Source organism: Rhizobium sp. KNZ2-6A (genome assembly GCF_056755475.1).
The window spans coordinates 25,066-39,392 of record NZ_JBNDIC010000026.1; the positions used below are offsets into that span (position 1 = coordinate 25,066).

The following is a 14,327-nucleotide window of genomic DNA, read 5'->3' on the forward strand; positions in this document are numbered from 1 at the left end:
CGGAGAGCGATTGTGACAGTATCACCCAAGCCCGCCGAAGATTCGCCGAGTAAGAACGAAAGTGACGATCTCATACCGACGGTATTCAGGGACGTCGTCGGTTATCACCTTCGCGTGGCCCAGGAGGTTTCTTTCCAGACATTCAGCGCGATGCTTGAAAAGAGCGACCTGAAGCCTGGCTGGTATTCGATCCTGACGATCGTTTCCGAATATGACGAGCTGACCCCTTCGGAATTGAGCAGGGTCTGCGGTCGCGACCGCTCGACCCTGACTTCGACGCTGAAGGGGCTTGCCATTCGCGGCCTGATCGAACGGCGACAAAATCCTAACGATCAGCGCAGCTACAGCGTCAGCCTCACAGACGAGGGTCGCAAAATGCATAAGCGGCTGCATGCCGTTGCACGCGAGCATGACCGCCGTCTCGATGCCATCGTCGGAAAGGACAAGGTAGCCCTGATCGCGATTTTGGCGAGAATTGTCGACGCGCTCGGCAAAGGCTGAAGTCGCTCACAGCGTCGCTGACCGCCCTTCAGGCACCGCTTCGCTGGCGATTAGAAGACATTTCGAACCCCGGGGATTTCCCGCGCAATTCGGCTTGGAGGAGAGCCGGAAACGGTTGTGGTGTGCCCGTGAACTTCAAGGACGGAAAAGGGCGTTCAGTCAAAAAGTCCGTCCCATCCCACTAATCTGCGTTCTCAGCCACCTCTGAGCAGAATGAAAGCGAGTCACATTCATGATGGACACCAAGGCTCCAACCATTACCGCCGGCGGCGCTCTTCTCGCGCGCCTGAAGGCCGTGGGCGTCGATTATATCTTCGCCAATTCCGGGACCGATTTCCCGCCGATCATCGAGGGTCTGGCAGAAGCTTCGGCCAAACAGATCCCGCTGCCGAAGGCCATCGTCATCCCGCATGAAAACGCCGCCATGGGCATGGCGCATGGTTACTATCTGGCAACGGGACGCGCACAGGCCGTCATGGCGCATACCAATGTCGGCCTCGCCAATTGCGTTATTGGTGCGATCAACGCGGCGACCGAGCATGTTCCCATGCTCGTCTTTTCCGGTCGCACGCCCGTCGTCGAAAAGGGCCGGCTCGGCGCCCGCACGGTGCCGATCGGCTGGGGTCAGGAGATGCGTGACCAGGCCGCCATGATCCGCGAATCGGTCAAGTGGGACTACGAGCTGAAATTTCCTGAACAGGCGGTCGACATCGTCGACCGGGCCTTCGCTATCGCCAATTCCACCCCACGCGGGCCGGTCTACCTAAGCCTGCCGCGCGAGGTTCTCTGCGAGCCGTGCCCATCGGACGAACTGGAGGCGCCGGCAACGATTGCTGCCGCGAGCGCCGCGCCGCGCCGCGCCGATATCGAGGCTGCCGCGAAACTGCTGAGCGAAGCCAAGAACCCGCTGATCATCGCGCAGCGTGGCGCAGGCTCGGCGGAAGGTTTCGAGACCCTGTCGCGCCTTGCCGACGACTGGGGCATTGCTATTTGTCAATATTGGGCCATCCAACTAGCCGCGCCAACCGACCATCCTATGGCGGTGGGCGGCGACCCAGCCGAATGGCTTGCCAAGGCCGATCTCGTACTGGTGATCGACAGCCTTGCGCCATGGTCGCCGGACATTCATTCGCTCGAGCCGGACTGCAAGGTCGTTCATATCGGGCAAGACCCGCTTTATTCACGCTTCCCAGTTCGCAACTTTCCCTGTGACCTCGCCCTTGTCGGTGACACGGCCGAGGTCATCATCGAACTCGCCGCTGCCGCTTTGACGTTCCTGCCGACAACGGCGAAATTGCGCGAAGCGCGGCGTGCCAAGGTCGCAGACGCTGCGGCGCAGCGCCGCGCTGCGGTCCTGGAGCGTGCGGAAGCGGGCAGAGGCCCAGTCATGTCCAAAGGCTTCGTCAGCGCCTGCCTTTCCAAGGCGATCGAGGGCAGGGATGCCGCCATCCTGTCCGAACTCGGCGCGCCGCTGGAGGAGTTGACCCTGCAAGCGCCGGACACCTGGTATCAGGAACCCCATTCCGGCGGGCTTGGCTGGTGCTTTCCGGCAGCGCTGGGCATGAAGCTCGCCCGGCAGGACAGGCTGATCGTCGCCACCATGGGTGATGGCTCCTACATGTTCTCCAACCCAGTTGCCTGCCACCAGATTGCTGAAGCAGCCGACATTCCGCTTCTCATACTGGTTCTCAACAATTCCGAATGGGGTGCGGTGCGCCAGTCGGTGCTCGGCGTCTATCCGGATGGATATGCGGCGAAGGCAAACACCATGCCGCTGGTTTCGCTTGCGCCGACACCGGACTTCACTAAGGTGGCGGCGGCGAGCCGCGCCTGGACTGCGCGGGTGGATCGCGCGGAGGACCTAGCCGGGGCTCTGGCAGCCGCGATCGAACAGGTGACGATGCACAAGACCCAAGCCCTCGTCGAAATCCGGATCGCGCCCTGATGACCTTTCTCAACGTCGAGGAATACAGGCGGAAGGCACGGCGCCTGTTACCACGCTTTGTCTTTGATTATCTGGACGGCGGCTCAGAAGACGAGGTCGCGCTCAAGGAAAACCGCAGGGCTTTCGAGGCGATCAAAATGACGCCACGACTGCTCAACAATGTCTCCGTCCGCGACCAGAGCGTCGAATGGTTCGGGCAACGTCTGCCGATGCCGATCGTCATCGCGCCGACCGGGCTTAACGGCCTTTACCGGCGCGACGGAGATATTTTGCTCGCCAGGGCTGCTTCCAGGCTGGGTATCCCCTTCACCTTGTCGACGGCCTCGAATAATTCCATCGAAGACGTCGCCAAGGCTTCGAATGGCGATCTGTGGTTTCAGCTTTATGTCATGAACCGCGATTTCGCCGATCAGTTGGTGGATCGGGCGCTTGCGGCCGACTTCAGTCATCTGGTTTTGACGGTGGATGTTGCGATGGGCGGTAAGCGGGAGCGCGACGAACGAAACAACTTCGTGATGCCGTTCCGCTTCCGCCCCAGGACAATCGCCGATATCCTGTGTCATCCGCGTTGGCTGTGGGACGTTGGCCGGTATGGCGCGCCATCAATGGCTAATCTCGCCACGGACATGGTCACAGATCCCAATACGCAGGCAGCACTTCTTTCCCGCAAGATGGATGCGAGTTTCGATTGGGACGACTTGAAACGTCTGCGTGACCGCTGGCCCCGTCGTCTGCTGGTGAAGGGGCTTTTACACCCAGACGACGCTAAGCGCGCTATCGCTCTCGGCGTTGATGCCGTCGTTGTCTCCAACCATGGCGGCCGCCAACTCGACATAGCTCCCGCACCTATCGACGCTCTGCCTCGCTTTTCCATCGTCAACGCCCCGATCATCGTCGATAGCGGCATCCGGCGTGGCAGCGATATCGTCAAGGCGATTTCGTTGGGTGCGAGCGCGGTGATGATCGGCCGCGCTGCCCTGTTCGGCCTTGCTGTCGGCGGTGAGCAGGGGGTAGTCGAGGTGATTGAGCTTCTGGGACGCGAGATTGACAGAACACAAGCGCTGTTAGGGACGAGGGAGCTTGTGCGACCAACTTCCGGCGCATTCTTGCCTGATGCCAGAGGGGCGCTCGGGGCCGACTAGTTTTTGAATTGGCTAATGATGTGTCATAGCTTGAGGTAAGCTCGTCCTGGAGGAAAGACCGCCGAAAGCATAAGAGATGTGCGAGTTGGAAGAACGGAGCTATCCTTCTTTCACGTTTTGGCTTGAAATCTACAAGTCTCTGAGGGTTCAGGCCCCCGCAACCAATCTTCCCTCTCCAAGACCACTATCGCTGGCGCGAAGACTTCATCTTCGCTGGCGATGGTAGCTCGTCGTCCTACGGACCATAACCTGAAGGCCGCAGGTTCAAATCCTGCCCCCGCAACCAAATACAAAAAAGCCCGCACTCAGCGGGCTTTTTGTATTGTGGCAACGCGTCGCGCATTTAACGCCTCATCAGGCGCCCGCAACAAGCCAAAGCCGACGCAGCCGCACAGAAAACAACAAAGCCTCAACACGAAACCAATATTCCCATTTCCAGGCATCTTTATTGCTCGCGCAAAGCCATTTTCCTCGATCGCGATGGTAGCTCGGCGTCCCACAGGTCATAATATGAAGGGTGACGCGCTCGAGCATCGGTCAAGCGAGCAGTCCACCGGACGGTCAAGGCAACCAACAGCGAAAAGCCTGCAACCGGAACAAAAATTTCAATTCTGAAAGAATTGCGCACCGGGTTTTTGCGTTTGAGGCAGAATTTCTTTCGAATAAAATCAATTATTTAGCTCAGAATGTTCAAATCGGCGTGTACAATCAATTGCGATAAGCCTGACCGCGCCGAATGCTTGCTTTCCTACGACGAGGCCGTATCTTGTCGGCATGGAATATGAATGGGATGCGGTTGAAAAGGCGAAAATCGACGTAAGCATAAGCTTTTGTTGGCTGACCGCATTCCGGCACTTGAAGATTCCAACGCTGAGTCCTGGATCGACACACCGTTTGGCTATGGCGAAGAGTGCATAGTGATTCAAGGAACCAAGCAGATCGAACCCGTATCATCTCTGTTGGAAGAGCGGAAAAACATGAAGAACGCTAGTATGACGACGGTCGCCCCTAATTCCGGCAGCCCGCCAGCTGGGACGGATGCGGATCGGGCTACGGTCGGTGCAATGAGCGCTGTGGAAATTCATAAGGCAGTACTTGCCGATGTCGGCGCGCAGCCTTTAGCCGATTCAGGAAGCGGCTGATATGACCAAGCTGGACAACGTCAAGAAGCTGTGGGAACGACTCGGACAGAACCAGGAGAAATTCGTCGCTACCTATCGAATTCCCGTTCGTACCCTGCGAGATTGGGAATATCGGCGGAAGCATCCCGAAACCCCGTCCTGGGCCTATCTTCAGGTGATCGCCCAAAACGCCGAGGCCGTCGTCGCCTTGCCGCGGCGTGCAGCCTAAACGGGCGAGGAACTCCCGCTATGAGCAGAACGCTTCCTCGCTTCGACATCGAGTCCGTGCGCCGTCTGGCGGGAGACAAGGTTTTTGCCCGCGGCGAAACTTATTTCCGGAAGGGTTTGGTCGAGATTTTGGACCATGGAGCGGCGCGCGTTCTGGCACGGGTATCGGGTAGCGAGACCTATCGGACGCTCCTGACCGGAAAGGGCCGGAAAATCGGCGGCGAGTGCTCCTGCCCGGCCTTCGAGGATTTCGGTTTTTGTAAGCATATGGTCGCTGTGGCCTTCGCCGCCAATCAGGACGAACCGCGGGAGGAAGGCAACGCCTTCGATAATATTCGCCGCTATCTTCTGACCAAGGATCCTGCCGTGCTGGTCGGCATGATTCTTGATCAGGCCGAGCGGGATGCGGTGCTCTTCCGCCGGCTCGACATGGAAGCGGCCATCATGGACGAAGACGACAAGAAGGTTTTATCGCGCTTGCGCAAGGCTGTTACCGACGCCACACGCACCGGCGGGTTCGTCCATTACCAGGAGGCGGCGGATTGGGCGGCCGGGGTCGAGGAGGCTCTCGGCGCCGTTGGGGCGCTGGTGCCGGCCGGCCGGGCATCGGTTGCGCGGAACCTGGCCGAGTATGCGCTGAGCCGGATCGAAACGGCCATGGAGGAACTCGACGATTCCGACGGCTATGCCTTAGGGTTGCTGGAGCGGGCGCAGGATATTCACCTGGCCGCATGCAGCGCTGAACCGCCGAACCGCTGGAGCTGGCCCGCGATCTGTTCAAACGTGAAGTCGGCGGCGAGTGGGACACCTTTTCTGGAGCCTCCGAACTCTATGCTGAAATATTGGGGGATGCTGGGCTGGCGGAGTATCGCCGTCTTGCCGTTGCTGCGTGGGAGAAGATTTCGCCGAAGCGCTGCGCCACGCCGAGGAAGGACTGTGGCTGTTCGAGGATGATACGCCGGACGAAAGACTGGTGACGTTCGTGGCCGACCTACATCGAAAGGCAGGTCGGAACGACGCGGCTTTGGCGTCGCTGTGGCCGGCTTTCGAACGACGGCCGAGCCAAGCGTTATATGAGCAGATTCGCCGCCTTGGCGGCATGCCCGCGCGCGACCGTGCGGTTGCGGTCTTACGAGCGAAGCTGACCAGGGCCGATCCAAGATCCCGCGGGCTCCCGGCGGCCGATATGCTGATCCAGATTCTGATGATGGAAGCCATGCTCGACGAAGCCTGGAACGTCCTAGGCGCTCACAGCGCCGGCAGTCAGATCATCCTATCCCTGGCCCATGCCTGTGAAGCCACTCATCCGAAGAAGAGCCTCGCCGTATACATCGCCAGCGTCGAACAACTGGTTATCGCCGGAGGCAATCACAATTATCAGGACGCTCGAGGATTGATTGACCGCATGGCACGGTTGCGGGAGAGTGCGGAACACGCCGGCTATGTCGATGGGCTCAAAGTGAAATTCAAGGCCAAGCGAAATTTCGTGAAGATGCTGGCAGGTTGAGATGCGCAGGGCTGTCATCGAAGACGAGAACCGCAGGCAGATCGCGCGACAACGCGAATTCCGTATTGCCGCCGATTTGATCACAGAACGGTGGAGCCAGTTCACCGAAATCGTCTCGATCGCCATAACTGGCTCGGTCGCGAAGCCTCTGTGGAAAGAGGTGCCGCGCTTTGCCTCTTTCAGGAAGCAGGGAATCGAGCTCTGGCACGAGTGCACCGACCTCGATCTCATCGTCTGGATCGAATATCAGCATCGACTGAGTGAGCTGCGCCGTGCCCAAGACCTTACTTTACGAAAAGCTTTCGAGAGCGGCGCCGGCATCAGCGTGGTCGGCCATCAGGTGGATACCTTCTTGATTGAGCCGGTCACCAATCGCTATCTCGGGCGGCTGTGCCACTTCAGCCAATGCCCGAAAGGTAACCGCGATTGCCTGACGCCGGGCTGTGGAACGATCGCCTTCAACAAGGTGATCGAGGATTTCTCGCCTGATGAGAATTTACTCGGAGCGGCGGTCGTACTCTATCGACGCGGTTCAGGGATTGTGTCACGCGCGACGGACCTGCCGGGTGTTGCGGAAATCTGAGGGATCCTAGCTCCAGCGAGCTGCAATATCTTTGGCTACAGGCTCCCGAAATCAAGCTCACAACTTCCTGAAGCATGTCGCGCGCCAGTGGGCAGCGGTTTTGCGATGACGACGCGCCTTCAGTATTGTTGTTGCCGTGATGCGATGCCCCAATTCCGTCGGACCACGCCTCCTCAGGCACCGGCCCGGTCAGCGGTGATGATCCATGCGCGGGAGTCAAAGAGCACGCCTTCGGAGGTCATATGAGCCTCCAGCAGATCACGCAGCCGCTGCAGTGGTTGGTCGGGCGTCTCATCGGTGCGCGAGAGCGCGTCCTTGACCATATAGAGGCCGGCGAGGGCATCGAGGGCGGCGTCGACATTCGTCCCATAGAAGACCGGTTCCTCCACCTCGATGAAGTCGATCGAGGTGAAGCCGGCGGCGCTTAGCAGTTCTTTGGCTATGGCGGGATCGCCCAGCGAGAACGGCTTGCCGGCAATTTCTGGAATTGCGCTTCCCGGAGCCAGCGCATGCCTGATGGCGCTAGACCATTCGTTGCGCTCCTGGCTTTGCCATACCATCCAGGCGAGGCGTCCGCCCAGGCGCATTGCTTGGGCGATATTGGCAAATGCCGCCGGCGGATCGGCAAAGAACATAACGCCGAACCGGCTGATGCAGAGATCGAAGCCGGCCGCTGGAAATTTATGGCTTTGTGCGTCGCCCAGTTCGAAGCTGACGTTCCGTAACCCCGCTTCCGCGCAACGTTGCCGCGCAATCTCTAGCATCTCGGCGGACGTATCCACGCCGACCGCGCCGCCTTCCATTGCGGCAAGGCCTGCTTCCCGGGCGGTTTGGCCGGCGCCGCAGCCGATATCGAGCACGCGGTCATGCGCCTTGACGCTGGCGACGGCCCGTAAATGCCGGTTATGCCGTGATAGTTCAGCGTCGTAAAAATCGGCACATTGCAACGCCATAAGCTTCCCCCTCCGTCCAAACTGTCGGAGCTGTTCAGTTCTATCGGAATTCTCGAATAGCTATAACTCTTTGTTTTCACGCAATTCTGCCGGAAGCCGCCGTGCTCTTTTCTTGGAATTGCTCTGATGGAAGCCGGTCCCGTGCTGCACCCTCCTCATAAACTGATTGCATAATAGGATCAGTTATGCAATATGGAATCCAGTTGCAATTTGCAAGCGGATGGATTTTGTCATGGAACGAACGGGATCATTCGTCGTCACCGAGACTTCGGTCGAGGTCAAGGGAGCGGAACTGCAGACCCAGGCTTTCGGTGATCCCTCCAGCCCACCGATAATATTGATCATGGGGATGATGGCTTCGATGCTGTGGTGGCCGGACAGGTTCTGTGAGGCGCTCGCCGCCTGTCAACGCTATGTGATCCGATACGACCAGCGCGACACCGGCCTCTCGACACACTGTCCGCAAGGCGAGCCCCGGTATTCGTTCAGCGACCTGGCCGACGATGCCATCGCCATTCTCGACGGCTATGGATTGGAAACGGCGCATGTGGTGGGCATGTCGATGGGCGGCAGCGTCGCGCAAGAGGTGGCGCTGCGCCACCCCCGGCGTGTGCGGACCCTCACGCTGATGAGCACGTCACCGCTTTGCGTCGAGGGGTTGCCTGCCTCGACAAAGGCCTATCAGGAGCATTCCAGGTCGGCCGAAGCAATCGATTGGTCGAACCTTGCGGCTATCGCCGATTTTCTGCGTCGCGAGACGGCCATGCTTGCCGGCACCAGGCATCCGCATGATGCTGATGCTGCAAGTGCCTTGATCGCCCGTGACATGGCGCGGGCGCCGTCATTTGCCAGCGCCACGAACCATTTCACGCTCGTGAGTGAGGAAAGGCCTGCAAGGCTACAGGCCTCCGATATCAAGCTGCCGGTCCTTGCGATTCACGGCACGGCAGATCCGCTGTTTCCCATAGAGCATGGGGAGGCCTTTACCAAGGTCGTGCGAGATGCGCGGTTGCACCGGGTCGAAGGTGGAGGGCATGAAATCCACGCGCGCGACATTGACGGGATCGCGCAGGCCATTATCGATCACACGGCCTAACAACCGGAAAGCTCGGCATGGCCTTGCTTTCCGATCCGTCAGAGATCAGCTTCTCGGCTTCAAATTCTCGGCGTCGTAGAGCGGCTTGTAGCCGACACCCGCAACTTCCACCGGGTAGGTCTCGCCGAAATATTCGATCTTCAGCTTGCGGCCTTCCTGAGCATAGGACCAGGGGAGGTAAGCGAGCGCAATGTTCTTGCCGATGGTCGGGCCGTAGGCGATCGAGGTGGTGAAGGAGCGGCGGCCGAGCTCGTCGACGAGGGTTTCGCCGGTTTCGGGATCCATGACCGGCAGGATGCCGACGGGGTAGCGCGCCACGCCGTTGGAATCCACATTATCGGTAACGACGAGCGTGCAGAGCATCGCCGGCTGATGATCGCGGGCGCGATATTCGAGGTGCTTCGCCTTGCCGCGGAAATCGGCTTCCTTGACCTTCGGGCGGGCAAGATCGGCTTCGAGAAGATTATATTCCGTCAGCAGGTCGGCATTCTGCAGGCGCAGGCTCTTTTCCATGCGGCGGCTGTTGGCATAGGTCTCGACGCCGACGGCGATGGCGCCCGTCGAGCGCAGCGCATCCCACACGGCCAGCGCGTCGCCATAGGCCATGTGCAGCTCCCATCCCTGTTCGCCGACATACGAGATGCGGAATGCGGTGACGTTCTTGCCGGCGACGCGGATCTGCCTGATCGCGGCGAAGGGGAAGTTGTCGTGCGACAGGCTTTCCGGGCTTTCGACCACCTTCTGCAGGTTGGTGCGGGCGTTCGGTCCCCAGATGCCGATCGTGACATAGCGTTCGGTGACGTCGGTGATGGTAACGTCGAAGCCCTTATCCTCGGCCACACGGCGCATGTAGTGGAAATCGCGCGGACCGGCATCGGCGCCGTCGATGAGACGGCAACGGTCGGCCATGCGGATCACGGTGAAATCGGCGCGCACCATGCCCTCGTCGTCGAGGAAGTGGGTATAGATGCCCTTGCCGATATTGGCGTCGCCGCCGATCTTGGCCGCGCAGAGCCATTCCAGCAGTTCGACATGGTCAGGACCTTCGATGTCGTACATGGCGAAATGCGAGAGGTTGATGATGCCGCAATCTTCGCTCAGCGCCAGGTGTTCGGCATTGGAGACGCGCCAGAAATGGCGGTTGTCCCATTCATTTTCACGCACGGGGATGCGGTCGCCATATTTTTCCAGCAGGTGCTCGTTTGCGGCGTAGCCGTGCGCGCGCTCCCAGCCGCCGAGTTCCATGAAGTAGCCGCCGAGCTCCTTCTCGCGTTCCCAGAAGGGCGAGCGGCGGACGTCGCGGCCGGTGGCATAGGGTTCGCGCGGATGGACGGCGGGGTTGTAGATTTTCTGGGCAGCCTCGGTGCAGCGGCCTTCGATGAAGCTCTCTTCCAGCATATGCGGATAGAAGCGGGAATAGTCGATTCTGTTGTGGTCGATCGGCGTGCGGCCATCGGTCATCCAGTCGGCAACGAGCTTGCCGAAGCCGGGGCCGTCCTTTACCCAGATGGCGACGCAATACCAAAGGCCGCGGACCTTCTGGCTTTCGCCGACGGATGGGCCGCCATCGGTGGTGACCTGCAAAAGACCGTTGAAGGAATGGCCTTCATTGTAGCCGAGCTCGCCGAGGATCGGCGTCAGTTCCATGGCGCGCTCCAGCGGCTCGATGATCTGTTCCATGTCGAGATCGCGCTGCGAGGGCGAGAGACGGGCCTCATGCTTTTCAAGGAGATCACGGGGATGGCAGAGGCGCGGGTTCTTCTCTTCGTAATAACCCCATTCGATCTGGCCGCCTTCGGCCGTCTTCGGATCGCCGGTGTCGCGCATATAGGCGGAATTGCCCTGGTCGCGCATCAGCGGGAAGCCGATTTCCTTGCCGGTGTTGGCAAACTCGTTGTAGGGGCCGAAGAAGGTCAGGGGATGGTCGACCGGCATGACCGGCAGGTCCTCGCCGACCATCTCGGCGATCAGGCGGCCCCAGAGGCCGGCGCAGACGATGACATATTCGGCTTCGATCGTGCCGCGATGGGTGACGACGCCAGTGATACGGCCGTCCTTAACGATCAGAGACTGGGCCGGCGTATTGGCGAAGGAGAGGAGTTTGCCGCTCTTTTCGCCCTGATCGATCAGCTTGCCGGCAACCGTCTGCGAACGGGGAATGACGAGGCCGGCATCCGGATCCCACATGCCGCCCTGCACCATGCTTTCCTCGATCAGCGGGAATTTCTCCTTGATCTCGGCGGGGTCGATCAGGCTCACGCGCGTGCCGAAGGCCTTGCCGGAGGTCACCTTGCGCTTGATTTCCGCCATGCGGTCGTCATCGCCGACGCGGGCGACTTCCAGGCCGCCGACGCGGGCGTAGTGGCCGAGCTTATCGTAGAAATCGATGGAGTAGAGGGTCGTCCAGCAGGAGAGGAAATCATGGCTGGTCGTGTAGCAGAAGTCGGAGGCATGGGCGGTCGAGCCGATATCGGTTGGGATACCGGACTTGTCGATGCCGACAATATCGTCCCAGCCACGTTCGATCAGATGGTGGGCGATCGATGCACCAACGATACCGCCAAGCCCGATGATTACGACCTTCGCCTTTTGAGGAAATACTGCCATTTCGTGCGACCCTGATTGATACTGGAGACGGATTTTATGATGTGTGCGACGCCGACCAGAGCCTGTCTACGACATATTCAAGATGCTTGCACGACCACCCGCAATGCCGTTCCCCATTGAGGAGCGCGTTGACAATCGCCGGCGGTCATGTCGCAAAGGCGACGGCATCGCTTCCGGTGAGGTTTATTGCGGGATGGACTGCATCATGATCTCGCGACGCAGGATCGGGCCTTCTTCGCCGAAATAGGTCGCCAACAGCTTCGCGAAATCATCCGACTGGTAGGTCTCGGTCAGCGTCTGATCGATGAGGAGGCGGAAGGCGGAGTCATCCTGCCGGAGCGCGATGCCATAGGGCTCGTGCGTGAAGAGGCGGTTGCCTATGGCGAGCGCGGATGGCTTGCGGGCATGCGATGCGAGATCGAAGAGCAAGGCGCGATCGGCGAAATAGGCGTCGATCTTGTGGTCTTCCAGCGCGTTCAAACCGTCCTGGTGCGTCGCGAAATTCGCAATCCGCGTCTTAGGCACGTCGGAACCCAAAGCCTCGCGCAGTGTCGCGCCCGTTGTCGTGTCGGCGCGGACGCCGATCATGCTCGTCGCGGGCGCCGGCTTGGCGGAGACCTGCGCCAGCCGCTTGTCGAGGAACAGAGCCATCAGATAATCAGGCGAATCCTTGCGCAGCAGGGCGCTGGCGCCGGTGATGAAGATCGGCTGCGAGAAATCGACGTTTTGCCGCCTGCCGAGATTGATGGTGATGGCGCCGCAGAGAAGGTCGATCTGGCCGCTCTTTACCGCATCGAAGCCGTCCCCGAGCGTGGTTTCCACATAATCGCGCTTCAGATTGGCGACCTTACGCCCGACAGCATCGGCAATCTTGCCGCAAAGGTCGATGGCATAACCCGTCGGATTGCCGCCCTTCTTCTTGAAGGAGAATGGTTCTTCGTCGCTGATATAGCCGATACGGATCGTGCCTTTTTGAGCGATGAGGTCGAGCGTCTGTGCGGCAGCGGCCGTGCAGACGGATATGCCGAGGACAATGCCTGCCAGAACCAGTCGTCTCATGCAATTCGCCGGCATCATCCCGATCTCCGAAAGAAAAATAGGCAATCGCAAGGGCTTAGGCGCAGATTATGGGCTGTCAGGCTTTTGTCAACGATGGATTGTTCCCGATTGTCTGCCGTCGAGTGGGGGTGGCGAAATCCGTGTGGGTTCGAGTCCGGCGCTTCAACGGGATAGTTCGTGACGCGCGGCCCAGCTGGAGATTGCTGCTGCAATCGCTTCGGGCTGATCCTCCGGTGCGATGTGCCTTGCCGGCCCGCAGTTTTCGATCTCCAATCCGGCAATATTCTCGCGACACCAGTCTATCATCGTTTCGCCGACCAGCAGCGTCTCCGCCGGACCGTCGAAGGTCAGCAACAGTTTCGGAATGTCTTCGCTGTTGGCAAGCCAGGCATCATAGGCTTCGATGCGCGCGACGACATCGGTGGGTTCGCCTTCGATCGGCATGGCGCGTGGCCAGGCGAGCAGCGGCCGGCGGCTTTCGCGTGTAGGGTAGGGCGCACGATAAACGGCATGATCCTCGGTGCTCAATCCATTCAGGACAGTGGCTTTCAGTGCCTGTTCGATGAAGAAATTCTCGTCCAGAACCTTCGTTTCGCCTATGCCCGGTGAGCGCAGCACCTCGTAGCGGGTGCGTGCATTCGGCATGTCGTTCCAGGTCAAAGGCCTGATGATCGTTTCCATGACGGCGATGCCGCACACGCGTTCCGGATGCCTGGCCGCCCAGTCGAAGGCGAGCGCGCCGCCCCAGTCGTGCCCGACCAACACGACGTTATCGAGCGCAAGGTCGTCGAACCAAGCCTCGAGATAACGCGCGTGGTCGTCAAACGAATAGACTATATCAGGTTTGCCGGACTGGCCCATGCCAATGAGATCGGGAGCGAGGCAGCGGGCAGGCACGGCAATGGCGGGGGTGATATGCCGCCACAGGTAGGATGAGGTCGGATTGCCATGCAGGAAGACGAAGGGGGTTCCCGTTCCGGCATTCTCATAGAAGATTGTCGAGTCCAGCACATTGAGCGAGGGCATGTGAGTATCCTCTTGTGATGCAAAGTGGTAAGGTACCTGTCTATTATCATAATAGTCAGGTACCTGTCTATGTCTGTGGAAGATTGCGCTCCCACTCGTCTGTCCCTGGGCCTGTTACTGCGGCTCGTGCATCAACATTGGACACAGGATGTCGAAGCGGCGCTGGAAACAGCCGGCTACGGCGATATCCGACCACCCCATGCCAATGTCTTCACCTTCATGCGCCCGGAGGGAATTCAGGTGAGCGAGCTCACCCGGCTTGCCCATGTCCGCAAGCAAACGATGACGCAGGCGGTGGAGGAGCTGGAGCGCCTCGGCTATGTCGAGCGCCGACCGGACCCGAACGATCGGCGAGCAAGATTGGTGTTCCTGACCGAGCGCGGCAGAGGCGTACGGCCGATCGCTGTTTCAACCGGACGCCTTGTGGATGAGCGGTGGTCCGATATTGCCGGTCCGCAGGAGATAGAAGGACTTAAACAGGCTTTGCAGGTGGTGCTTGGCAAGCTTCGTGCCGATGGAAGTGCCGAAGAGCCGATGGATGAGGCGGCGACATAGGCGG

The 14,327-nt window shown here is 59.8% G+C and carries 14 protein-coding genes; 10 read left to right on the top strand and 4 right to left on the bottom strand.

Annotation, left to right across the window (positions count from 1 at the left end; translation table 11 throughout):
• Positions 1-12: 12 nt before the first annotated feature.
• From ACPYOP_RS18480 to ACPYOP_RS18515, 8 genes are all read left to right on the top strand, one after another.
• Positions 13-501: a MarR family winged helix-turn-helix transcriptional regulator gene (locus ACPYOP_RS18480; protein ID WP_481411808.1), complete on the top strand. Its 489-nt coding sequence runs from the start codon at positions 13-15 to the stop codon at positions 499-501.
• Positions 502-733: 232 nt separating this feature from the next.
• Positions 734-2,446: a thiamine pyrophosphate-requiring protein gene (locus ACPYOP_RS18485; RefSeq protein ID WP_481411809.1), complete on the top strand. Its 1,713-nt coding sequence runs from the start codon at positions 734-736 to the stop codon at positions 2,444-2,446.
• Positions 2,446-3,588 (top strand): alpha-hydroxy-acid oxidizing protein, encoded by a 1,143-nt coding sequence (locus tag ACPYOP_RS18490; RefSeq protein ID WP_310230931.1) that lies wholly within the window; start codon positions 2,446-2,448, stop codon positions 3,586-3,588. The genes ACPYOP_RS18485 and ACPYOP_RS18490 overlap by 1 nt, the downstream gene beginning before the upstream one ends.
• Positions 3,589-4,421: 833 nt before the next feature.
• Positions 4,422-4,730: a hypothetical protein gene (locus ACPYOP_RS18495; RefSeq protein ID WP_481411810.1), complete on the top strand. Its 309-nt coding sequence runs from the start codon at positions 4,422-4,424 to the stop codon at positions 4,728-4,730.
• 1 nt (position 4,731) lies between these two features.
• The gene (locus ACPYOP_RS18500; protein WP_481411811.1) at positions 4,732-4,938 is read left to right on the top strand and encodes a helix-turn-helix domain-containing protein; all 207 of its coding nucleotides are present in this window, start codon (positions 4,732-4,734) and stop codon (positions 4,936-4,938) included.
• A 20-nt stretch (positions 4,939-4,958) separates the two neighbouring features.
• Entirely contained in the window at positions 4,959-5,891 is a 933-nt protein-coding gene (locus ACPYOP_RS18505) for an SWIM zinc finger family protein (protein WP_481411812.1), read from the top strand.
• Positions 5,827-6,444, top strand: coding sequence for a hypothetical protein (locus ACPYOP_RS18510; protein ID WP_481411813.1), 618 nt, complete (start codon positions 5,827-5,829; stop codon positions 6,442-6,444). The genes ACPYOP_RS18505 and ACPYOP_RS18510 overlap by 65 nt, the downstream gene beginning before the upstream one ends.
• A 1-nt stretch (position 6,445) precedes the next feature.
• Entirely contained in the window at positions 6,446-7,027 is a 582-nt protein-coding gene (locus ACPYOP_RS18515; protein ID WP_481411814.1) for a hypothetical protein, read from the top strand.
• Positions 7,028-7,200: 173 nt separating this feature from the next.
• Here the strand turns inward: ACPYOP_RS18515 and ACPYOP_RS18520 are convergent, their stop codons facing one another.
• Positions 7,201-7,980, bottom strand: a complete 780-nt coding sequence (locus tag ACPYOP_RS18520; protein ID WP_481411815.1) for a class I SAM-dependent methyltransferase — start codon at positions 7,978-7,980, stop codon at positions 7,201-7,203.
• A 232-nt stretch (positions 7,981-8,212) separates the two neighbouring features.
• On the opposite strand from ACPYOP_RS18520, the gene ACPYOP_RS18525 reads away from it, so the two are divergent.
• The gene (locus tag ACPYOP_RS18525) at positions 8,213-9,076 is read left to right on the top strand and encodes an alpha/beta fold hydrolase (RefSeq protein WP_481411816.1); all 864 of its coding nucleotides are present in this window, start codon (positions 8,213-8,215) and stop codon (positions 9,074-9,076) included.
• 45 nt (positions 9,077-9,121) lie between these two features.
• Here the strand turns inward: ACPYOP_RS18525 and ACPYOP_RS18530 are convergent, their stop codons facing one another.
• The 3 genes from ACPYOP_RS18530 to ACPYOP_RS18540 all read right to left on the bottom strand — a co-directional run bounded on the left by ACPYOP_RS18530 (position 9,122) and on the right by ACPYOP_RS18540 (position 13,852).
• Positions 9,122-11,683 (bottom strand): GcvT family protein, encoded by a 2,562-nt coding sequence (locus ACPYOP_RS18530; protein ID WP_481411817.1) that lies wholly within the window; start codon positions 11,681-11,683, stop codon positions 9,122-9,124.
• Positions 11,684-11,866: 183 nt separating this feature from the next.
• Positions 11,867-12,757 (bottom strand): amino acid ABC transporter substrate-binding protein, encoded by an 891-nt coding sequence (locus ACPYOP_RS18535; protein WP_481411858.1) that lies wholly within the window; start codon positions 12,755-12,757, stop codon positions 11,867-11,869.
• Between the two features lie 147 nt (positions 12,758-12,904).
• Positions 12,905-13,852: a haloalkane dehalogenase gene (locus tag ACPYOP_RS18540; protein ID WP_481411859.1), complete on the bottom strand. Its 948-nt coding sequence runs from the start codon at positions 13,850-13,852 to the stop codon at positions 12,905-12,907.
• On the opposite strand from ACPYOP_RS18540, the gene ACPYOP_RS18545 reads away from it, so the two are divergent.
• Positions 13,838-14,323, top strand: a complete 486-nt coding sequence (locus ACPYOP_RS18545) for a MarR family winged helix-turn-helix transcriptional regulator (protein ID WP_481411818.1) — start codon at positions 13,838-13,840, stop codon at positions 14,321-14,323. The two genes, ACPYOP_RS18540 and ACPYOP_RS18545, sit on opposite strands and share 15 nt — an antisense overlap.
• Positions 14,324-14,327 lie beyond the last annotated feature (4 nt).